This window comes from Streptococcus vulneris (assembly GCF_019218685.1).
GTDB classification, from domain to species: Bacteria; Bacillota; Bacilli; order Lactobacillales; family Streptococcaceae; genus Streptococcus; species Streptococcus vulneris.
The window spans coordinates 190,251-211,876 of the sequence record NZ_JAHUZC010000001.1; the positions used below are offsets into that span (position 1 = coordinate 190,251).

Genomic DNA, 21,626 nt, shown 5'->3' on the forward strand with positions numbered 1-21,626 from the left:
TTCCTCTTTCTATTCTTCATGGTCTTTCCAATAATCTCTGATGCTGATTAACTGTGTTTTTGAAGCCCTCAGCATTCGTCTAGAGCCTTTTACAGGCACAGCAACCACCTGTTGCGGTAGATACAAAACTGTCTTAAAGATACGCTGACTGACCGTATCATCTTTTGCTAAATCTTTCTGGAAGTTATTTGAAATAATGGCATCCAGATAAAACTCATGCACTCGTTTTCCAAAGTTCTCAGCTGAAATCTCGTACAATTTCTCTGATAAGGTATGCTCATCCATATCTGGAGTTGCAATCAGGGCTTCCAAAATAGCTCCAGCCAAATCATGTTCCCCATAGTACAAGGTTCCAAACATTTTATCACTGATAAGATTATCCAGATAAGGATTTCCATGAGCAATGACAGGCGTTCCACTGGCTAAGCTTTCCAAGTATGTCAAACCTTGCGTTTCACTTGTCGATGCCGAGATGAAGAAATCCGCCGCCTTATAGTAAAGAGCCGTCTCACTAGGAGCAATCATGCCTGTAAAGATGACGTAGTCTTGAATCTCTAGTTTCTTGGCTTGCTCTTTGAGGTCATCCAGATAAGGACCATCCCCAGCTACCACCAGTTTGACCTTGTCTTCTTCTTTCAGAACTTCTGCAAAGGCTGCTAGTACTGCTTGAATATTTTTTTCATAGGAAATTCTGGAAAGACTCAGCAACATCTTTTCATCATCTTGAATTCCTAGTTTAGTACGCAGTTCTGTCAAATTTTCCTGCTTGATTTCCGGACGCTCAAACTTGGCTAATTCAATCCCAGTTGGAATGACCCTTTTTTCAACCTTGACCTTATAGTCAGATAGCAAGTCTCGGACAATCTCACTCGGGCAAATAACCCCATCCACATCATGCAGGAAACCTCTTACTAAGTACTTGACCATACTAGGACGAATCAACATCCCCTTAGCAATATAATGCACGTAGTCTTCGTATTGGGTGTGATAGGTATGGATGACTGGAATCTTCAATTCACGCGCAATCCAAATTCCCAACAAGCCAAGAGAAAATTCTGTCTGAGTATGGATAATATCCAGTTGATATTGTTTAGCAATTTCAAGCGCCTTGCTGAATCCTCGATAGGCAAAGCGGCGATCCTTAAAAGCAAAGAAAGGAACACTTGGAATACGGATGATTTGCCAATCTTCGTAGCGATTGACATCCTTATCTGTCGTAGTAAAGATAAAAACAGCATGCCCCTGCTTTTCAAGTTCTGTTTTCAAGGTTCGAATACTGGTCGCAACACCAGAAACCTGAGGAAAATAGGTATCTGTAAATAAACCAATTCGCATAGATTACCTCACTTTTTACTTTCTCCCTAAAGCGGCTTGTTTCTCATAAAAATCCAACCAGATTTGTAAGAGATGCTCTTCAGAATACTCTCTAGAAATATTCTTAGCTTTTTCTTTCAAATCTTTTAAAGCATCAGGATTCGCTTGATATTCCAGAATAGCTTCTTTCATCTCTTCTCTATCTGCTGTCGCCCGATAATTGCCCTCCAAAATTACCTTATAAAGATCTAAATCACGCAACATAATCGGAGCTTCACAACTGGCAGCTTCTAGGATAGTCATAGGAAAGAGTTCATTGTAACTAGGAAGCAAGAAAAGATCCGCTAGGGCATACAATTCGCGCATCCGCTCTGGCGATACAATACCTGGAAAAATCAAATTTTTAGGGGGATTATCCATCATTTTCTTGTAGCGTTCATAACCATCTGTCATACCACCAAAAGAGAAACCACCTGCCCAGATAAAGGTAATTTGCGGCAATTCCTCAGCCAGACGGATAAAATCGTCAATCCCTTTGCGTTTCTGAACTTGACCAGCACCTACTACGATAAACTGATTGTCACTAAGACCTAGCTCTGTACGCAGTCTCGCTACCTCTTCCTGTGGAAGCGGATGCCATTTTTCCTTGTTGACAAAGTTAGGGATATAGGTCACTTTTTCACGTGGAATACCAGCTGCCACTAAATCCTCAATAAACATAGGATTGACCACCACCAAGTGCTCCATCCGGTTGTAAAAAGAAAATACATAGCGTTTCACAATTCCCTTTATGAAAAATGGAATTTTCAAACTCCCCTCGAGTGTATCAGGTAAGAAATGCACATAGCCAATTTTCCTTCCTGATCGTTTCTTCTGGAATGTTGATAAATAATAGGGGAGATCAATTGTATGAAAGTGAGTCACATCTGCCTCTATTGGAAGATTTTCTGTAACAATCAATTGGTCCTTGGCATCACGGTGAAGAAGACGAACTAATTCACGGTAAGCACCTGAAACTCCTTGTCCTGCTACTTTCTCACTTGAACTCAACATATTGATGCGTAATTTCTTTTTTTCCATAACTACTATTATATCATTTTCTTTGAATAAAATCAGCAAAAGAAAGGAGAGACTAGAGGAAAAGAGGGGGAAATTTCCTCGCTTTTCCAATAATCTCTCACATGTTTTTATTTGTTTACTTAATGCCTAGGGCAATACGTGCATAGCGACTCATTTTTTCAACAGTCCAGGCTGGATACCAAACTAATTTGACCTCAGTATCCGTTACTTCTGGAACCTCTGTCATAGCATCATAAATCTGGTCTGTCAAAAGGTCTGCTAGGGGACACCCCATGGTTGTCAAAGTCATATCAATCTCTGTTTGTCCTGTGTCACCGTCAAAACGAATCTCATAGATCAAGCCAAGATTGACAATATCGATTCCCAACTCAGGGTCAATAACTTCTTCCAAGGCTGATAAAATTCGTGTTTTGATATTTTCAATTTGCTCTTCTGTATAAGCCATATTCATCCTCACTCTTAGTCTTCAATAAAATCACGAAGCGGTTTGCTGCGACTTGGTTGGCGTAGTTTTCTCAAAGCTTTAGCTTCAATCTGACGGATACGCTCACGAGTCACGTTAAAGACTTTACCCACATCTTCAAGGGTACGCATTTTACCATCATCTAGCCCAAAACGCAGACGCAAAACATTTTCTTCACGGTCTGTAAGAGTATCCAAGACCTCATCCAACTGCTCACGCAAGACGATACGAGTTGTATAGTCCACTGGATTTTCAATCACTTCATCTTCGATAAAGTCCCCAAGGTGGCTATCATCCTCTTCACCAATAGGAGTTTCAAGGGATACCGGTTCTTGGGCAATCTTCAAGATTTCACGAACCTTGTCAGGTGTCATATCCATACGTTCAGCGATTTGTTCTGGTGTCGGATCTTGTCCCAATTCTTGAAGGAGGTTACGCTGTTCACGAACCAGCTTATTAATCGTTTCAACCATGTGAACTGGGATACGGATAGTACGAGCTTGATCCGCAATAGCACGAGTGATAGCCTGACGAATCCACCAAGTTGCGTAAGTTGAAAACTTGAACCCTTTAGAATAATCAAACTTGTCAACCGCCTTCATCAAGCCCATATTTCCTTCTTGAATCAAGTCAAGGAACTGCATACCGCGTCCAACATAACGTTTGGCAATAGAAACAACCAAACGAAGATTGGCTTCCGCAAGTCGTTGTTTGGCTTCGATATCACCAGCTTCAACTGCAAGTGCCAACTCTTTTTCCTCTTCATTGGTCAAGAGAGGAACGACCCCGATTTCTTTCAGGTACATACGGACAGGGTCATTAACCTTAGCCGAAGTTGAACCAATCAAGTCCTCGTCGCTGAGTTCTGGCTCTTCTTCTGCACTAAGAACACGCGCACTTGGATTTCCTTCGTTATCTGTGATAGAAATCCCTGCATCCTGAATTCGTTGCAAGAGATCTTCAATCCCATCAGCATCCAAGGTAAAAGGAATCACCAGACTAGCATTGATTTCATCATCAGTTGCTGTCCCTTTTTGTTTATGATTACGGATAAATTCTGCTACTTGTACGTCAAATGTTGTTACTTCTTTTTGTTTTGTTGCCATTATTACTCCATTCTTCTCTTTTGGGAAATTAAACGTTCCAATTCTTCTAGGGCTGTGTCTGTATCTCCTACATGGCTAGCTTCCTGCACCTTCTTTTTGATTCTCATATTGTCCTGATTCAAGAGAGCCTTGTTTCGAGTCATTTCTACTTCACTAAGTTCCTGAGGTGACATCTCAGCAGGCAAATCCTGAGCTAAAACTTGGTACCAAGCTCTTTCAACTTCCTCTGTTTGTTCTGCTAGAACTTCTGGAGGAAGATTGCCATACTGACCAAGCAAGTCATATAAGACCTGAAATTCAGGAGTATCAAATGCAAAGTCTTCTCGCAAGCGGTAATCATTCAAAATAAGAGGGGATTCCATCATTCGATAAAGTAGATGAGCTTCTGCCCTCATAATAGCCGATAACTGCTTGGTGACAGGCATAGTGATTGACGTCGGTATGGAAATACCTTCCATGCGATTCTGCCTTTGTGCCTGACGACTTTCATTAACAATCTGCTCAATCTGGGCATAATCAAAGGACGCCAGACTGTCAGCTAAAATATGTATATAGCTGTTTTGAGCAGTAATAGATTTTTCTTGAACAATCAAGGGAGCTATTTTTTCAATAAACTCAATCTGTGCCTGCAGATTTTCACTGTTTTCAGGCTTATACTGATGAATGTAAAACTCAATCGGACTAATACGAGTTTTCGTTAATAGATAGGCCAAGTCTTCTGGTCCATTTTTTTGTAGATACTCATCAGGATCCAAGTTATCAGGCATGCTAACGATTTGCACAGGCATGTCACCAATTTCGTCCAGCGCTTTCAATGTCGCAGCTTGCCCAGCCTTATCACCATCATAAACAAGAACTAACTTCTTAGTTAGCCTTTTCAAATGCTCAACATGCTCTCGACTCAAGGCTGTTCCCATAGATGCAACAGCATTTTCGATTCCAGCCCGATAGGCTGCAATGACATCCATGAATCCTTCCATCAGGTAAATCTCACTGGTTTTACCAGAAGATTTTTTTGCCCTATCCATATGATATAATTCGTAACTTTTGTTAAAAATTGCAGTCGATCGGCTATTTTTATACTTAGAAGTTTGTGAATCCGTTTTCTGCCAGATACGACCTGAGAAGGCAATGACCTTTCCCTGGTCATTTGTCAGGGGAAACATAATACGATTGTGAAAGGTGTCTACAAATTGATTGGCATCTGAGAGGTAAAACAGTCCTGAATCTAGGAAATCCTCATCACGATACTGAGCAGACAAACGTTGATAGAGATAATTTCGTTCTGGAGGTGCTAAACCAATCCGAAAATGCTTGAGCACTTCATCTGTCAAACCACGCTGATAAAGGTAGTTTCTGGCCTCTTTCCCCATGGTCGTTGTCATGAGAATAGCATGATAAAATTTGGCAGCATCTTCGTGCATATCATAAAGAGCTTGGTGGGGTGAAGCTGGCTTCTGTTCACTATAAAGCGGTTTTTCCACCTCTATCCCGACACGCTGACCTAAGATTTGGACAGCCTCCATAAAGGGAACCCCTTGGTACTCCTCGATGAATTTAAAGACATCACCAGAGCGACCACAACCAAAACAGTGGTAAAACTGCTTGTCTTCTACAACGTTGAAAGAAGGTGTTTTTTCACCATGAAAAGGACAGAGCCCTAGATAGTTCCGTCCTGCCTTTTGTAAAGAAATCACATCTCCTATGACTTCCACAATGTTGGCATTGTTTTTGATTTCTTCAATGACTTGTTTGTCAACCATACACAATACCTCCATGTTATCATAGTTTACTTTATATAGTATACTTTATTTCAGAAAAAAAGTAAACCATTTCACGCATTTTCCCTACTTTATTCAAAGAGCTGATAATAATCAGAGATTTTCATTTTTGCTTTTTCTTCTTGTTTCAAATCTTGGATAATTCGTCCTTCTTTCATGACAATTAAACGATTGCCATATTTGAGAGCATCTTCCATATGGTGGGTAATCATAAGCGCTGTCAGCTGATCTTTCTTGACAAATTCATCCGTCAATTCCATGAGTGCGACACTGGTCTTTGGATCAAGAGCTGCAGTATGCTCGTCTAACAAGAGCAATTCAGGGCGCTTCAAGGTTGCCATCAAGAGACTCAAAGCCTGTCTTTGTCCACCTGATAAGAACTCAATCGGTGTATTCAAGTGTTTCTCAAGACCGTTTCCCACTTTTTCAATAGTTGCCTGAAACTCATCCTTATAACTAGACAAGCGTCGTGGTAACAATCCACGCTTTTCACCACGAAACTTGGCAATCAAAAGATTTTCAGCCACCGTCATACGGGGAGCTGTCCCCATCTTGGGATCTTGGAAGACACGAGACAGATACTTAGCCCGCTTCTCTGGTGAAAACTTAGTAACATCCTCACCCAAGATACGAATAGTTCCACTGCTTAATGACAAGGTTCCTGCAATAGTGTTAAAGAGAGTTGATTTCCCAGCTCCATTTCCACCCAAAATCGTGATAAAGTCCCGTTCAAAAATTTCTAAGGAAACATCATTTAAAATAATCTTTTCTTCATCAAAGCCATTTTTAACGACTTTGGTTGCATTTTTTAATTCTACAATGGCTGTCATTTACTTAACTTGGCTCCTTTCAAGATTGTTTGCTTAAATGTTGGAATCATGAGGCAGACTGCTAAAATCACGGCGCTATATAGACGAAGGTAACTTGTGTTAAATCCAAGCGCGATAACAGCCCATACTAAGAATTGATAAGCGATAGAACCTACAACGATTGTAACCAAACGCTCTGCCAAGCTCAAACTCTTGAAGATAACTTCTCCAATAATCAAACTTGCAAGCCCCACAACGATAACCCCGATTCCTCGAGAAACATCAGCATAGCCTTCTTGCTGGGCAATAAGAGCCCCTGCAAGGGCAATCACACCATTTGATAAGACCAACCCCATAAGCTCCATGCGCCCAGTATGAATCCCGAAACTTCTAGCCATATCAGGATTGTCACCTGTAGCAATATAGGCTTGTCCGAGTTTGGTATCCAAGAAAAAGAGCATGAGAGCAATAACAAGACTGACAAAGATGAGACCTGTCAAGAGTTGGTTCAAATCTGAATCAAAAGGCAAAACATCCTGGATTTGCTTGGTTCCAAGCAATCCTAAATTTGCACGTCCCATAATCAAGAGCATGATAGAGTGACAGGAAGTCATCACCAAAATCCCTGAGAGCAAGGTTGGGATCTTCCCTTTTGTATAAAGAAGTCCTGCTGCCATTCCAGCCAAACAACCTGCTCCTACAGCAACAAGAGTCGCTAAAAATGGGTTCACTCCTTTGGTTATCAAAGTGACAGCAACAGCTCCCCCAAGAGGGAAGGAACCTTCTGTCGTCATATCTGGAAAGTTCAAAATCCTAAATGTCATAAAGATCCCCAGACCTAGAATAGCCCAGACAAATCCTTGAGAAATAATAGATAATATCATCTGTTTCTTAACCTTTTCTATATGATTTCTATTGTAAAAAATTGGAGGAGATGTCCCCAACTCCTCCATTGTAGATTATTCAATCACTTGTCCTGCTTCTTTTAGAACAGATTCAGGAATCGTAATACCTAGCTCTTGTGCCAATTTTTTGTTAATTACTGACTTACCAGTTGAAAAGACATTGACTGGAGTTTCAGCTGGTTTTGCACCTTTCAAGACTTGTGCAATCATTTTACCTGTTGCCACACCAAGGTCGTGTTGGTCAACTACAACTGATGCCAAACCACCTGCTTCTACCATGGCAGTCGCGCTTGGATAAATTGGTTTCTTAGCGGATTGATTACTTGATACAACTGTTGAGAAGGCTGAAGCAATGGTGTTGTCGATTGGAACCCAGATAGCATCGACCTTGCTAGTCATAACGTTGACTGTTGAAGCAATTTCATTTGTTGAAGGAACAGCAAATGTTTCGACTGTCAAACCTGCTTTTTCAGCAAAAGCCTTAAATTCTTCTACCTGTGTTTTTGAATTGTCTTCGCTGCTTGAATAAAGAGCTCCAATTGTTTTCACATTTGGTGTGAGAGCTTTGATAAGTTCAACTTGTTGTTGAGCTGGATTATGGTCAGATACCCCTGTGATGTTGCCACCTGGTTTTTTCAAATCTTTGACCAAGTTAGCACCAATTGGGTCTGTAATAGCAGCCATGATAACCGGTAGGTCTTTTGTGGCACTAGCCAAGCCTTGAGCAGCTGGTGTTGCAATCCCTACTACTAGGTCATTCCCATTTGCAACCAATTGTTTACTCATTGTCGCAACCTTACTTTGGTCACCTTCTGAGTTCATAAAATCGATTTTAAGTTGATCATCTTTATAACCTTCTTCTGCAAGTCCATCTTGGATTCCCTTATAAATCAAGTCAAGAGATGGATGGCTTACAAACTGAAGGACACCAACTTTGGCAACTTTCTTTTCATTTTTAGCTTCTGGTTTATTCATTGAAGAGTAAATCAAGCTTCCTGCTACTAAGACCGCTAATGCAGCGATAATTCCAATTAAACGTTTATTTTTCATTCTATTTCTCCTTTTTAATTCCTTTAAAATACTTCACTTATCTAAACAAGCGACGCCATCGTTTTCTTTCCATACTAACCTCCATCAAAAAAGTCCTCACACAAAAAACTTGTGTGAGGACGTCGATGCGCGGTACCACCTCAATTATAGGGAATTTCCCTATCACTCTGTCTCGCAATAACGAGATGCACTGTAAGGTGTGCTCACCGAATTTTTATGATTTCAAATTCTAAATAACATTCAGCCCAATCTTCATCATCACCACTTATCTGTTTTCAGCTACCACAGACTCTCTAAAAAGTTTATATGATTACTTTTCTGAATGGTTAAATTATATCATTTTTCAAATACTTGTCAAGACTCTTTTAGCATTTTTTTGAACTATTCAAAAACTTCCCCTATAGAAAAGAGGAAGTTTGATAGGTATCAGCCTGAATTACGCAATCCTGTCGCAATTCCGTTGATGGTTGTATGGATTAATTTTTCTTGATCGCTTGATAATTCTCCACGACGTTGACGTTTAATCAACTCCAACTGGATATAGTTGAGAATATTAAAGTAAGGCATACGGTAATCCAAACTTGCTTTTAGATATGGATTTTCAGCCAAGAGTTCATCGTAACCTTCGATAGCCAAGATGACTTCCTTGGTAACTTGCCATTCATTTAGAATAGTCTCATAAATCGCTTTTACTTGATCATCTTCACAAAGTTTGGCATATTCAAAAGCAATATTCATATTTGATTTTGACAAGACCATGTCAACATTTGAAAGAAGTGACTGGAAGAAAGGCCAATTTTGGTACATATCTCGTAGGATAGCGATATTTTCTGGATTCTTATCAATAAATTCTTTGAAGCTTGAACCAACTCCATACCAGCCAGGGAACATGACACGGCTTTGCGACCATGAGAATACCCAAGGGATAGCGCGTAAACCACCGATTTCAGTAATCGTCTTACGAGCAGCTGGACGTGAACCGATATTAAAGCTTGAAATAGCCTTGATTGGACTTGACTCAAAGAAATAATCATAGAAATGGTCATTGCCAAAGACCAAATCACGGTAGATATCGTAACTGCAGTCCACCACTTGGTCCATAATAGCTTCATAACGATTGGATGTATTGGTATCGCTCTTCTTCTGAGTAATCATACGGTTAATGGCTGCAGATACTAACATTTCAAGGTTATAATAGGCAGCATCTTTGTTACCGTATTTATTCCCAATTACTTCCCCCTGCTCTGTCAAGCGGATACGGTCCTTGATAGACTTAAGCGGTTGAGATGTGATAGCTTCATAGGTTGGTCCACCACCACGACCGACAGTTCCACCACGACCATGGAAGAAGGTAACCTTAACACCAAATTCATCTCCAATGGCAGTCAGTTGTTGTTGAGCCTTGTAGAGAGTCCAACATGATGAAAGGTAACCACCATCTTTATTACTATCAGAGTAGCCAAGCATGATTTCTTGGTAATTATTGCGCGAAGCAATCCATTTCTTAGCAAGAGGAAGAGAAAGGTATTCTCTCATAGTTTCTTCTGAGTGATCCAAGTCCTCAATTGTCTCAAAGAGAGGAACGATTTGGACACGGGCTCTTTCTTTATCAACTAACCCTACTTCTTTTAGCAAGATAGCCAATTCCAACATGTCTGATACGCTGGTTGCATGTGAAATGATTGTCTGACGAATGACATCATCTCCCAACTTATCTTTCAACTTACGAGCAGCCTTAAAGATTTCTAATTCTTTTTCAAGTAACTCTGATTTTTCAACATGAGTGGCAGAAAGAATACGTGGATCTTCTTCCAATTCTTTCAAGAGAAGCTGGCATTTTTCTTCTTCACTTAGTTCGCTATAATGAGAATGAATACCTGCTGATTTCAAGAGTTCAGCTACACAGGCTTCATGAACACTAGAATCTTGACGCATGTCAATAGATGCCAAATAGAAACCAAAAATTTCAACTGCCTGAATTAACTCAACAAAATCACCAGAAATCAGTGCTTCACCCTTGTTTTCCAAGAGGGAATCACGAATGGTAATTAAATCCTTATAAAAATCATTAGCTGTTTCATAGCGAGCCCCAACTTCCTTATCCTCAATCAGATAGGTTTTTGTTGCTTGGATTTTTGATTGAATATCAAACAAGGCACGACGGTAAAGCTCTTTTTCACGATAAATCGAGTTATCCTTAGACTGACGAGCCATTTCTCTGACTTGCTTGCTCACATTGACAATACTGGTTGAGAGAGAGAATTCACGATAAAGTTGGTAAATCTTTTCATCATAGTAGTTCATGATGACTTCACACTGAGTCATAGCAGATTGTTTCAAGGTATCTGCTGTAACAAAAGGATTCCCATCACGGTCTCCACCAATCCACATTCCCATGGTAATTGGTTTAGGATGTTTCAACTCCAGTCCATGTTTTTTAGCTAGACGCTTGTACTCAGCAGTCAGATGAGGAACTGCCTTCAAGAATGAGCTATTGTAGTATTCCATTACATTCGTGATTTCATTGGTTACTTTCAATTTCTTTTCACGAATCATATCTGTCTGCATGATAATTTCAATGTAACGACGGAGATCATTATGCCATTTTTCCTTATTAATCAAACCTAATTTCACATCACGGTACTTACGCAAGAGGGTATGGATATGGTTAGTCAAATCCAACATACTCTTACGTTGCACTTGTGTTGGATGGGCTGTCAAAACAGGGACAACATTCAAGTGTTCTAGAATTTCAACCGCGTTTTCTTTTTCCGCAACCATTTTGATCGTTGCTGATAATTTCCCAAGATAATCTTGATCGATATTATTTTGATGGTTGATTTCATAGGCTAAATCCACGTCTTCAGAAATATTAATCAAAAGAGGCAAGATAGAGAAATAGCGTGAAATATAAGCCATTTCATCATTTGTCAGACTAGTAACTAATTGGTTCAAACCTTGATAATCTTCTTGAGTTGACAATTCCTTCAACTGCATGATTTTTTCAAAAGTCTCTGGGGCAAGCATATTTTTAGTGATATCTTCTAACAATTCTGTTAAAATCAATACTTCTTCTTGCACGACAGCTTTATTACTATAGTTTTCTAATTTTTGAAGAGACATAGGTCATCCTTTCCACTATCAACTCTACATATAGTTTGATGAGTGAGCTTCTAACTCCTCATATAATTGGGCACGTTTTTCACTTGCATCAATATTTAAGACAAAGGCGATGGCTACAGACAAGACTAGGAGACTGTTCCCTCCTTGTGATAAGAAGGGGAAGGTTACTCCTGTCGAAGGAATAATGCCAGAAATTCCACCGATATTGACAAATACCTGTACCAGCATCATCCCCCCAACCCCAATCGCCATCATAGAATTAAAGGGATTCTTAGCACGAATACCGACTAGGATAATTCGTAAAATCAGGAAAAAGACAAGTGCTAAAATCAAGCTGGCTCCCACAAATCCAAACTCTTCAATAACAATTGAAAATACAAAGTCTGTATGTGCCTCTGGTAAATAACCACGTTTTTCTATTGAATTTCCTAAGCCTAGACCAAACCACCCACCATTTACCATGGCAAAGTAGGAATTTGCAAGTTGGTGGCCTGACCCTGCCAAATCGGCAAAGGGATTAAAGTAGGCACTGAAACGCTTAGCAACGTAACCAAATACTGGAACTTTTGAAAACTTATCAACCCCGATCATAGAGATAGCTGATAAGGATAGGGCTGAAACTCCAAATAATACACCGATAAAGACTATAAACCAACGATGAGCAATTCCACTAACTGTATACATAATCAAGGCGACAAGAACTAGGATGGTAGCATTCCCCAAATCTGGGAAAATAGCTAAACTTCCTATCATTACTAGTAGGACGAAGCGCCAATCATTAAAAGCACGAGGAATCCATTGATTTTGAGTTAAAACTTGAAAATCGTAAATCCCAATTTCATCCTGTTGTTTTGAAAAACGTTGGGCCAAGTACCAGACGATGATAATCTTCAAATACTCAGCTGGCTGAATGGTCAACGGTCCTACTGAAATCCAACCATAGGCTCCATTGACTGGCGTACCAATTAAGCGAGCCAGAGCCAAAAGAATCAGCTCAACAAACATAACAATAAATAAGAGTCGTTCTTTTCTTAAAAAATTCAATTTCAGCTTATATATCAAGGCAATCAATATTAAACTAAGTATCCAAAACATTCCCTGACTTCGAACCAATTGGAGGGCACTTTTACCTTCTTCGATAAGAATGGCACTGGTTGTAGAATAAACTACAATCAAGCCCAAAATAGATAAAAGCAAGTAAGGAACTAGAATAGAATAGTTTAACAGGTGCCTCTTACTAATCTTCATAGTATCACCAATCTAATGAGAACAAAAGAAATTATTCCCAAATTCCGTTTATTTTCTAGTTTTGATTGCTATTATACCATTTTTTCCGAAAGAAAAAAACTCTTACCCTCAAGATAGAAGATTTTCTCATAAGAAAAAGAGCACTTGGCTCTTTTCTGTTTTATTCTTTTGAAGAACTGCTTGAGCTTGAATCGCCACCACCGATGTATTGAGTAAAGATATTTTGGAAGGCTTGGTCTTTAACCTTGATGTTGGCTGCTTGCAATTCTTTTCCGACAATACTTTGAACAAATGATGCATCATTTTGTTTTTGAGTCAAGATAACAGTTTTCAATTTTTCTTTGTAGTCATCGATATTAGATGACTTTTCTGTTTTCTTAATGAGTTTTACAATGTAATACTGACTGCTGTATGCTTGAGTACCAGTAGCTGTAATGACATCAGAAATGCCATTAACATCCAAGGCAAAAGCTGCTTTCTTAACTTGATCTGGTACCTCTGTTGAAGCTGAATCAAAAGTAATTTCACCACCGTTAGCTTTGGTTTTCTCATCTGTTGAATTATCTTTAGCTAATTGAGCGAAATCTGCGCCACTTGCCTTAGCTTTTTCGAGGACTTCTTTCGCTTTATCCTCATTATCAAGACGGATAATTTGAGCAGTTACGTCCGGAGTATAGCTCTCAAATGCTTTCTTATACGCTTCATCAGTTAATTCAGCTTCTGCAGCCTTTTTAACTGCAAATTCAACTAATTTACTTGTACGAATTTGTGCTTTACGTGTTTCAAGAGTCATACCTGATTGTGATAAGACACGTTGGTAATTCTCACCATATTGTTTTTCTTCTCCAGAAATGATATCATCGATTTCTTTGTCATCTACTTCTGATCCATATTGCTTCTCAAATACTTTTTGAATAGTCAAGTTCAACAAGACTTGTTGGGCTGAAGGATTGCTTTTCACTTGCTCATAAAATTGATGTTCTGTGATGACATCTCCTTTCATGCTGATAAGGTCTGCCCCTTCTGAACCTTTGGAACAAGCTGCTAAAGTTGCTACTGATAATAGTGTAATGGCACCTGCCAATAGTTTTTTCTTCATGTCTACTCCTTTGAGATAAGTGTTACCCTATCTATTTTACTATATTTTCTTAAATTTTTCTGAAAATTATTCGCTGTCAGGCAATTGAACATCTGCTACATTTTTACGAAGCATGAGAATACCGTCCCCCAGAGGTACTAATGTTGCAGTGAGTCCTGGATTGTCTAAGGTTGCATCAAATAATCTTTGAAGGCCTCGATAAATAGTTCGCTGGCCACGACGGACTTCCATAATATCCTTGGCAACATCACCACCTTGGAAAATATCATCCAAGACAACCACGCCTCCAACGTCCAAATGTTTGAGGATTTCTGGCAGAAAGACGATGTATTTAGACTTGGCTGAATCCATAAAGACGAAATCATAGGACTCTGTCAAGGTAGATAAGACATCTACCGCATCTCCTTCTAGGAGCGTAATTTGCTTGCGACTGTCAAATTGAGCAAAATTTTCCTTGGCAAAACCAATCATTTCTGGATTGCGATCAATGGTTGTAATCTTTGCATTCGGTGCATGTTCTGCCATCAAAAGGGCTGAAAAACCGATAGCCGTCCCAATTTCCAGAATGTTTTTAGGTTGCATGGTCTCCATGAGAAAACGGAAATAAGCAACCGTTTCATGGGGAATAATAGGAATATTTTCCTTGCGAGCAAAGTCTTCCAATTCTTTCAGGGAACCTGTGACTTGCTTTTGACGCTGGCGCATCAAGTCCACAATTTCTTCTTTGACAACAGGACGACGCATGTTATGGTTGGCATTCTTACTATATGATTCAACCATCTTATGCCAATCCCAATTTTTCAACAAGGGCTTCAAACTCATTCAAACGACGTTCAAAGACTGCAAAGGCATCGTTGAGATAGTCTTCCTTCTCCATATCAACACCAGCTTTTCTCATGACATTAAGTGGATAGTCAGACTTACCTGCCTTGAGATAGTCGATATAGCGGTCACGGTCTTCTTGACTACCATGTACAATCTTTTCAGCCAAGGCTGAAGCTGCTGCAAAGCCAGTTGAATATTGGTATACATAATAGTTATAGTAGAAGTGTGGAATTCGAGCCCACTCGTATTGGATTTCAGGATTATCTTCCTTACTCAAACCATAATACTCTTGGTTCAAGTCTGCGTAGAGTTTATTTAGGAAATCGCTTGTCAAGACTTCACCATTTTGGTCTGCTTGATGAATCGCGTGTTCAAACTCAGCGAATTGAGTTTGGCGGAAAACTGTTCCACGGAAACCATCTAGGAAGTTATTGAGAATCGCAAAGCGCGTTGCGTCGTCTTCCACTTCTTCCAATAATTTCTCCGTCAAGATATTTTCATTGGTAGTTGATGCAATCTCAGCTAAGAAGATAGAATAATCTCCGTAAACATAAGGCTGCGTTTCACGAGTATAGCTGGAATGCATACTGTGACCTGTTTCATGAACAAGAGTAAAGAGATTGTCTAGATTGTCCTGCCAGTTTAGGAGCATAAAGGCATTGGTATCGTAAGAACCACCAGAATAGGCCCCTGAACGCTTGCCTTGGTTTTCGTAAACATCAATCCAACGCTCGCTGAAGGCACGTTTAACACGGCTCAAGTAATCCTCACCCAAGACTGCCAAGGCTTCTTCTGCTTTTTTCAAGGCTTCTTGGTAGGTAAAACTATATTCGACAGACGAAAGCGGAGTGTAAACATCATACATCTTGAGGTCTGAAATCCCCAAGATTTTTGAACGAAGTTCAAGGTAACGATGCAAGAGTGGCAGATGCTTGCGAACTGCTACTACCAAATTGTCATAAACACTTTCTGGAACAAAATTGGCCGCTAGGGCTGCATGACGCGCACTCTTGTAGTTGCGAACCTTGGCACGGTAGTTTTGCACCTTAACATTGGTTTGCAAGGTTTTGGCATAGGTATGTTGGAATTGCTCATAAGTCGCATAAAGGGCTTGATAGGCACCACGGCGCACCTCACGATTTTTAGATTCCATTAAATGCATATAAACGCCATGTGATAATTGTACTTCGTTACCATCTTCATCTTTAACAAATGGAAAGACGATATCTGCATTATCTAAAATAGCAAAGGTTTCACTTGCCGAACCAAAGATTTCCCCAGCTCCAGCTAATAATTCTTCTTCACGTTGTGAAAGAACGTGTTCCTTGCCTTGCAAAAGCTTGTCAAAATAGTGTTGATAAACCTGCAATTTTGGTTGAGCTTCTAAAAAGTCAGCATACTGCTTTTCACTGATTTCCATAAATTCAGGTTCATAGAATGAAAAGGCTTGGTCTAGCTGGCTGTAGAGAGTCATGGCCTTGGCGTAATACTCTTGATACTTAGCTTCACGTGTGTCTTGGTCATTCTTCATATGAGCATAAACGTAAAGCTTCTCCATTTGGCGTTCCATTTCAAGAGAAAATTCAGTAATTTCGAGTAGGCTATCCGCACTATCCAGGAGATGACCTTCATACTGGGCTACTTTCTCCAATTGTTCTGTTAAATCTTTTAAGGCTTCTTCCCAAGCCTGGTCAGTTGGGTAAATCGTTGATAGATCCCATGTATCTTTTTCATTTATTTCATTTCTTTGTAATACCATTAGATTCCTCCATCTTTTCTATTCTACCATATTTTTCAAGAAATATTGCTGATAAAAGGCTGGTGGATAAAGCTTTTGCCAATCATTTTGAGGATTTTCTTGGTAATAGATTTGAAAATACTGATAATATCTGGTCAAGTCCTTCTCAATTTGGCAAAAATTACCTACTAGTGGTCTTATTTGTGGATACCATTCTTTTAGTCCATAAGTCAGGAGATTTTCCCCCTTTTGATAGGCTTCTGCTTGTTCTTTCATCCAAATAGGATTTTGATAATAGAGTTGTTGCCGAATATAGCGACAGATGTCCTTATCCTCAGAAACTGTAAAATGAGATATTTTTTGTTTCTTATAGGGACACCGTAATATCTCCAGTAGACTATCTTGTCCATAGGGAAATTTCTTAATTTGATAATGGAGTTTACCTCGGAGATCTTGGTGAATCAGGTATTTGAGTCTTAAAACTTGTTTTTCACTGTCTATCTCCCAAACATAAAAGCCCATGTTTTGACTGAAATAGAGAAAACCTTCTTGCAGACGAGTCAACCGCTCTTTGAGCCAAAGTTTTTCTCCCAGCAACCACAGTACTTGGTAACCCTGACTACGATAGCCCTCGCTACGCTCTTTAAGAACTTTTTGAGGCAAGGGACTACATTGGACTTCTAGAGCTAGATTGCGATTTACAAATACATCCGCAATCTGTTTAAGGTCTGGAAGAGGGTATTCTAATTGCACCTCTGCATCTTTTTTCAACCAGTGATAAAGTGATTTTTTATTTTCTAGGTGTTCTGGACTTTCATTTTCAGAGGAAAAATCACAGTCTTTTAAGGTTTTGTGGGCAAAATGGGTCCGGACACTTGGTCCTTGACGCAAACGGAGCCGACCTCCACAAGCTGGGCAGGTGTATGCTTGCTTCTCAAGTTTATCCTCTAACACATTTACCAATTCTCCCCGAGCATCTCTCGCAACAAACATGATTTCCCTCCTTTTCTATATTATTCGTAAAAAAAGAAAAAAGATCAGGAAATTTCCTAATCTTCATTCATACTTATTTGATTTTTTTAGCTAGCATGGTCGCAAACCGTAGTTGAATACGATTGCCATTTTCGTCACGACGGTGCAAATGACCTGGATTTTCATTGTACTTAACCAATTCCCAGTCCTTGTAATAGTCCGCTAGTTCTCCTTCCTTAAAAGTAAATGGGAAGTTCACTGAGCAAGGATAATCTTCGGTGTCCATGGCACAAACGATAAGATTGTAGCCATCAACAGTAGTTTTCTCCTGCATATTTTTGATAATTGCAGGAATGCGGTCTGCTTGCAAAAACATCAAAACAACTGTCGAAACGATGAAATCATACTCTTGCCCAATGCTGGCTGAATTGATATCGTAGAGACCAACAGGCATGTCCAAATCTTCTTGCTCCACAATGCTTTGCAAAATTTCAAGGGCCAATTCATTTTGATCTACAGCTGTCACATCAAAACCATTCTGTGCAAGAAAGAGAGAGTTACGGCCCTGACCACAGCCTAAATCCAAGGCTTTCCCTGGTTTTACTGTCTGCATTGCCTCTAGGACCTCTGAATGAACAGGATTGGTATTGTATTTCTTAGGGAAATAATCCTCAGGTTTACAATAAAATTCCAAATACCATTCTACATCGTCTGTTACAGCCTCCACTCGGTGCCAGGCTTGAGGTTGTGCCATGGGATTGTCGGCTCCTGCTTCAAAGATGTGTTCAGCTAGAACCTCATCATCTTCTGCTAACTCAATAAACTTGAGAGCTCCCTTCAAGACAGTAATCTTGCCCCAAGTCCCAACCTTGGTATTGTGCTTTTGCTGAACAGCTTCAGGCATAGTTTGTTTATTCCACAAAGGCATGCGTTTATAGGCAACTAGTTTTTCCATCTTCATTCCTCTTTTTATCGCTGATTAACAGCTTTCATCACGCGCGCAATATCGCGATTCTGCTCACGACGTTTGATAGACTCCCGTTTGTCATAGTCATGCTTCCCTTTGGCAAGTCCTAAAAGAAGCTTGGCATAGCCATCTTTGATATAGACTTTAAGGGGAACCAGAGTCATTCCTGTCCCTTTAGTCTCTTGTTCCAACTTTTGGATTTGCTTCTTATGGAGCAGGAGTTTGCGACGACGTTCTGGTTCCTGGTTCCAGATATTGCCCTCTTCGTAAGGAGCGATATGAACATTGCTCAACCAGACTTCTCCATTTTTTACTTGGGCAAAGCCATCCTTGAGATTGATTCGAGCTGCTCGCATACTCTTGATTTCAGTTCCAGTCAGGACCATCCCTGCCTCTAGCGTATCTACTATTGTATAGTCGTGACGCGCCTTTTTATTTTGTGCGACGACCTTTCCCTCGCCCTTTGCCATGTTTGGCTCCTTTCTTAGCTACTTCCTTATAAAAAGGTTTCTTTCCTTTTTTCTTCTTGTCTTTTTGTGAATGCTTACGTTTATCATTTGAGCGTCCTGATTTTCTCTTGTCTTCCTTCTTCTCTGAACGACGATTTGAACCACGCCCTCTGTCTTTGCGACCAGCTTGTTTCAAGCCTTTTTCAATCACATCAAATCCACTTGGGATGTAAGAGAAGTCAATTTCACCTGTCATCTTATCAGCTCTTTCAACGCGAATGCGAATCTGCTGTCCGACACGGAAAGTTGTTCCTGATTTCTCCCCACGAAGAGTCAAATCACGTTCGTTGAAATGGTAAAATTCAGGTAGATTTGTAATATGAATCAAGCCCTCAACTGTATTCGGCAATTCAACAAAGAGACCGAATTTAACGATGCTAGACACAACCGCATCGTACTCTTCGCCCACGTATTCTTCCATATACTCAGCCTTTTTCATGGCTTCGACTTCACGCTCAGCCTCGATAGCACGACGCTCACGGTTGGAAGACTGGGTCGCAATCTCTGGAATCACTTGTTCAAAATGCTCGGCTATTTCTTTAGAACGGCCGTAATCCCGAATCATACGGTGAACAAGAAGGTCTGGATAACGACGAATCGGACTAGTAAAGTGAGTATAATAGTCAGCCGCTAATCCATAATGGCCGTGATTGTGCTCCGAATAGCGGGCCTGTTGCATGGAACGGAGAAGCATCATGGACAATACATCTGCATAAGGTTCTCCCTCAACAGCACGCATGATGTCTTGGAGGGTCTCTTGGCTAATCTCACTGGCAGTCCCATAAATGCGCAAGCCAAAGCTCGAAGCATAATCAATAAACTTCTGAACTTTTTCAGCCTTAGGTTCCTCGTGAATTCGATAAATGAAAGGTAGATCCAGCTTGCTAAAATGCTCGGCAACTGTTTCGTTGGCTATCAACATGAAGGACTCAATCATACGCTCGGCAATGCCACGCTGACGAAGGACGATATCAACAGGCTTACCCTGTTTATCCACTAAAATCTTCGCTTCGTTGGTATCAAAATTAAGAGCTCCACGTTTCACACGCATGTTTTCTAGAGTTTCATGGAGCTTAGCCATAAGTTCGATACTTGGAACAATTTTCTGATATTCTTGTCTCTTCTCCTCGTCACCTGCTAGGATATCATTGACATCGCTATAGGTCATACGAAAACTGGTCTTGATAACCGTTTGTGTGATGTTGTAGTTGACTACATGACCATGTTTATCAATCTCCATGATAGCTGACTGGGTTAGACGGTCAACTTGAGGATTGAGGGAACAGATGCCATTTGACAGTCGTTCTGGAAGCATTGGAACCACTCGGTCTGTTACATAGACAGAAGTCGCGCGGTTAAGGGCTTCCTTATCAAGGGCAGAACCCTCAGTCACATAGTAGGAAACATCTGCAATGTGAACTCCGAGTTCCAGATTGCCATTTTTCAAGGCCTTGATATGCACCGCATCGTCCAAGTCCTTGGCGTCAGCACCATCAATGGTAAAGGTAATCTCATCTCTTAGATCCAGACGACCTTCCATATCCTTTTGAGACGGAGCATCAGGCACACTTTCTGCTTCCTTGACAACAGCTTCTGGAAACTCGGATACAATGTCCATTGATTCCAGGACCTCAAGAACATCAATTCCGACATCCGTTGAATGCCCCACCACATCGAGAACACTCGCGACAAAGAAATCATGTTTCTTACTTGGGTATTTATCGATAAAGACCTTGAGAACTTCGGTTCCCTCAAGTTTAAGGGCTGGTTTCTTAACATAGATGGGTTGGCTGATTTTCTGATTTTTCGAACGGATGTAGCCCGCATACTTAGGTTTTTCCTGATCCAGAACAATTTGTCCAACAACAGTTGTCAGACTGTGTTCTAAGATATCAATGATTTTTGCTTCTGCTGCTGTTCCCTTATTGCGGTCAGCTACTTTCTTAATCACGACCTCTACGGTATCACCATCAATAGCGTAGTTAACATCGTTTTTTCCTACAAAAAGGTCGTCCTCCTCGCCTTCTAGGCTGACAAAACCAAAGCCATTTTTATGGGCATGAAAAATCCCTTTGAGGGTAATCTCATGTTTTTTCTTGGCTTCCAAGGTCAGACTGCCATCTTCTTCAAAGCGAATCTGGTGCTTTCTTTCCATTAGGGACAAGGTTTTAATCAACTCACGAAAATCCTTGGAGCCGTCTTTTCCCAAAGCCTGAGCCAAGTCATTGACAGTCACCCTTCCCTTGTCTTGTAAATATTCTTTTATTCTATCTTTCATATTTTCTTTCTAGATTTTTTATTTTCTTTTACTGTAAAACCTTCTAACATATCTTTTAAAAATAAAAAGAGGCAAAGACCTAGTCCTGCCCATTATTTTCTTATCTACTTGATAATACCGTCAATGCTAAGGCAATGGCTAGCCAGAAAAAGACTAAAATCCCTGTCAAACGCTGCATTACAGCTTCAAAACCGCGTGCTTTACTGCGTTCAAACAAATCACCTGAGCTGGCATCAAATACATTGCTGGATTGGTTTTTAGTTGGTTGCATGAAAATCGCAATCACAATCACAACAGATAATACTAATAAAATGGTTAATAATAGGTTATACATATCAAACTCCTTAAAATCCCTATTA

The 21,626-nt window shown here is 40.2% G+C and carries 18 protein-coding genes and 1 other annotated feature; all 18 genes read right to left on the reverse strand.

Annotation, left to right across the window (positions count from 1 at the left end; genetic code table 11):
* Window positions 1-9: 9 nt before the first annotated feature.
* Window positions 10-1,335, reverse strand: coding sequence for a glycosyltransferase family 4 protein (locus KUA57_RS00935; protein ID WP_001219441.1), 1,326 nt, complete (start codon window positions 1,333-1,335; stop codon window positions 10-12).
* A 15-nt stretch (window positions 1,336-1,350) separates the two neighbouring features.
* Window positions 1,351-2,394 (reverse strand): alpha-galactosylglucosyldiacylglycerol synthase, encoded by a 1,044-nt coding sequence (gene cpoA / locus KUA57_RS00940; RefSeq protein WP_250646298.1) that lies wholly within the window; start codon window positions 2,392-2,394, stop codon window positions 1,351-1,353.
* A 115-nt stretch (window positions 2,395-2,509) separates the two neighbouring features.
* The gene (locus tag KUA57_RS00945; protein WP_000331925.1) at window positions 2,510-2,839 is read right to left on the reverse strand and encodes a metal-sulfur cluster assembly factor; all 330 of its coding nucleotides are present in this window, start codon (window positions 2,837-2,839) and stop codon (window positions 2,510-2,512) included.
* A gap of 14 nt (window positions 2,840-2,853) precedes the next feature.
* Window positions 2,854-3,963 (reverse strand): RNA polymerase sigma factor RpoD, encoded by a 1,110-nt coding sequence (rpoD, locus tag KUA57_RS00950; RefSeq protein WP_004259586.1) that lies wholly within the window; start codon window positions 3,961-3,963, stop codon window positions 2,854-2,856.
* Window positions 3,964-3,965: 2 nt separating this feature from the next.
* The gene (dnaG, locus tag KUA57_RS00955) at window positions 3,966-5,726 is read right to left on the reverse strand and encodes a DNA primase (RefSeq protein ID WP_061864129.1); all 1,761 of its coding nucleotides are present in this window, start codon (window positions 5,724-5,726) and stop codon (window positions 3,966-3,968) included.
* An 89-nt stretch (window positions 5,727-5,815) separates the two neighbouring features.
* Window positions 5,816-6,574, reverse strand: a complete 759-nt coding sequence (locus KUA57_RS00960) for an ABC transporter ATP-binding protein (RefSeq protein ID WP_218493494.1) — start codon at window positions 6,572-6,574, stop codon at window positions 5,816-5,818.
* A complete protein-coding gene (locus KUA57_RS00965; protein ID WP_004234420.1) occupies window positions 6,571-7,437 on the reverse strand; it encodes an ABC transporter permease in 867 nt (288 codons plus the stop codon). The genes KUA57_RS00960 and KUA57_RS00965 overlap by 4 nt, the downstream gene beginning before the upstream one ends.
* Before the next feature lie 75 nt (window positions 7,438-7,512).
* Entirely contained in the window at window positions 7,513-8,508 is a 996-nt protein-coding gene (gene trpX / locus KUA57_RS00970) for a tryptophan ABC transporter substrate-binding protein (RefSeq protein WP_061864128.1), read from the reverse strand.
* Window positions 8,509-8,620: 112 nt separating this feature from the next.
* Window positions 8,621-8,838: a binding site (T-box leader), on the reverse strand.
* Between the two features lie 96 nt (window positions 8,839-8,934).
* Window positions 8,935-11,631: a phosphoenolpyruvate carboxylase gene (gene ppc, locus KUA57_RS00975; protein WP_218493495.1), complete on the reverse strand. Its 2,697-nt coding sequence runs from the start codon at window positions 11,629-11,631 to the stop codon at window positions 8,935-8,937.
* Window positions 11,632-11,655: 24 nt separating this feature from the next.
* Window positions 11,656-12,879: a cell division peptidoglycan polymerase FtsW gene (gene ftsW, locus KUA57_RS00980; RefSeq protein ID WP_203180642.1), complete on the reverse strand. Its 1,224-nt coding sequence runs from the start codon at window positions 12,877-12,879 to the stop codon at window positions 11,656-11,658.
* Between the two features lie 160 nt (window positions 12,880-13,039).
* The gene (gene prsA / locus KUA57_RS00985; protein WP_218493496.1) at window positions 13,040-13,978 is read right to left on the reverse strand and encodes a peptidylprolyl isomerase PrsA; all 939 of its coding nucleotides are present in this window, start codon (window positions 13,976-13,978) and stop codon (window positions 13,040-13,042) included.
* Window positions 13,979-14,044: 66 nt separating this feature from the next.
* Window positions 14,045-14,758 carry an O-methyltransferase gene (locus KUA57_RS00990; RefSeq protein ID WP_029689930.1) on the reverse strand — a complete coding sequence of 238 codons (714 nt, stop codon included), beginning with the start codon at window positions 14,756-14,758 and terminating at the stop codon, window positions 14,045-14,047.
* Between the two features lies 1 nt (window position 14,759).
* On the reverse strand, window positions 14,760-16,562 hold the full coding sequence (pepF, locus tag KUA57_RS00995) for an oligoendopeptidase F (protein WP_218493497.1): 1,803 nt from the start codon (window positions 16,560-16,562) through the stop codon (window positions 14,760-14,762).
* Between the two features lie 18 nt (window positions 16,563-16,580).
* Complete coding sequence (locus tag KUA57_RS01000) at window positions 16,581-17,534, reverse strand: competence protein CoiA (protein WP_125447132.1); 954 nt, start codon at window positions 17,532-17,534, stop codon at window positions 16,581-16,583.
* Window positions 17,535-17,607: 73 nt separating this feature from the next.
* Window positions 17,608-18,468: an SAM-dependent methyltransferase TehB gene (tehB, locus tag KUA57_RS01005; RefSeq protein WP_218493498.1), complete on the reverse strand. Its 861-nt coding sequence runs from the start codon at window positions 18,466-18,468 to the stop codon at window positions 17,608-17,610.
* Between the two features lie 14 nt (window positions 18,469-18,482).
* Window positions 18,483-18,950, reverse strand: coding sequence for an SsrA-binding protein SmpB (gene smpB, locus KUA57_RS01010; RefSeq protein ID WP_218493499.1), 468 nt, complete (start codon window positions 18,948-18,950; stop codon window positions 18,483-18,485).
* Window positions 18,913-21,267, reverse strand: coding sequence for a ribonuclease R (gene rnr, locus KUA57_RS01015; protein WP_218493500.1), 2,355 nt, complete (start codon window positions 21,265-21,267; stop codon window positions 18,913-18,915). The genes smpB and rnr overlap by 38 nt, the downstream gene beginning before the upstream one ends.
* Window positions 21,268-21,367: 100 nt before the next feature.
* Window positions 21,368-21,601 (reverse strand): preprotein translocase subunit SecG, encoded by a 234-nt coding sequence (gene secG, locus KUA57_RS01020; protein ID WP_000282517.1) that lies wholly within the window; start codon window positions 21,599-21,601, stop codon window positions 21,368-21,370.
* Window positions 21,602-21,626: the final 25 nt, after the last annotated feature.

Bases quoted from the DNA above. Each gene is read 5' to 3' on its own strand.
- smpB (WP_218493499.1), bottom strand. From the start codon at position 18,950: ATGGCAAAGGGCGAGGGAAAGGTCGTCGCACAAAATAAAAAGGCGCGT.
- ppc (WP_218493495.1), bottom strand. From the start codon at position 11,631: ATGTCTCTTCAAAAATTAGAAAACTATAGTAATAAAGCTGTCGTGCAA.
- rnr (WP_218493500.1), bottom strand. From the start codon at position 21,267: ATGAAAGATAGAATAAAAGAATATTTACAAGACAAGGGAAGGGTGACT.
- ftsW (WP_203180642.1), bottom strand. From the start codon at position 12,879: ATGAAGATTAGTAAGAGGCACCTGTTAAACTATTCTATTCTAGTTCCT.
- tehB (WP_218493498.1), bottom strand. From the start codon at position 18,468: ATGGAAAAACTAGTTGCCTATAAACGCATGCCTTTGTGGAATAAACAA.
- trpX (WP_061864128.1), bottom strand. From the start codon at position 8,508: ATGAAAAATAAACGTTTAATTGGAATTATCGCTGCATTAGCGGTCTTA.
- KUA57_RS00960 (WP_218493494.1), bottom strand. From the start codon at position 6,574: ATGACAGCCATTGTAGAATTAAAAAATGCAACCAAAGTCGTTAAAAAT.
- KUA57_RS00965 (WP_004234420.1), bottom strand. From the start codon at position 7,437: ATGATATTATCTATTATTTCTCAAGGATTTGTCTGGGCTATTCTAGGT.
- KUA57_RS01000 (WP_125447132.1), bottom strand. From the start codon at position 17,534: ATGTTTGTTGCGAGAGATGCTCGGGGAGAATTGGTAAATGTGTTAGAG.
- KUA57_RS00990 (WP_029689930.1), bottom strand. From the start codon at position 14,758: ATGGTTGAATCATATAGTAAGAATGCCAACCATAACATGCGTCGTCCT.
- KUA57_RS00935 (WP_001219441.1), bottom strand. From the start codon at position 1,335: ATGCGAATTGGTTTATTTACAGATACCTATTTTCCTCAGGTTTCTGGT.
- secG (WP_000282517.1), bottom strand. From the start codon at position 21,601: ATGTATAACCTATTATTAACCATTTTATTAGTATTATCTGTTGTGATT.
- prsA (WP_218493496.1), bottom strand. From the start codon at position 13,978: ATGAAGAAAAAACTATTGGCAGGTGCCATTACACTATTATCAGTAGCA.
- cpoA (WP_250646298.1), bottom strand. From the start codon at position 2,394: ATGGAAAAAAAGAAATTACGCATCAATATGTTGAGTTCAAGTGAGAAA.
- rpoD (WP_004259586.1), bottom strand. From the start codon at position 3,963: ATGGCAACAAAACAAAAAGAAGTAACAACATTTGACGTACAAGTAGCA.
- pepF (WP_218493497.1), bottom strand. From the start codon at position 16,562: ATGGTATTACAAAGAAATGAAATAAATGAAAAAGATACATGGGATCTA.
- KUA57_RS00945 (WP_000331925.1), bottom strand. From the start codon at position 2,839: ATGGCTTATACAGAAGAGCAAATTGAAAATATCAAAACACGAATTTTA.
- dnaG (WP_061864129.1), bottom strand. From the start codon at position 5,726: ATGGTTGACAAACAAGTCATTGAAGAAATCAAAAACAATGCCAACATT.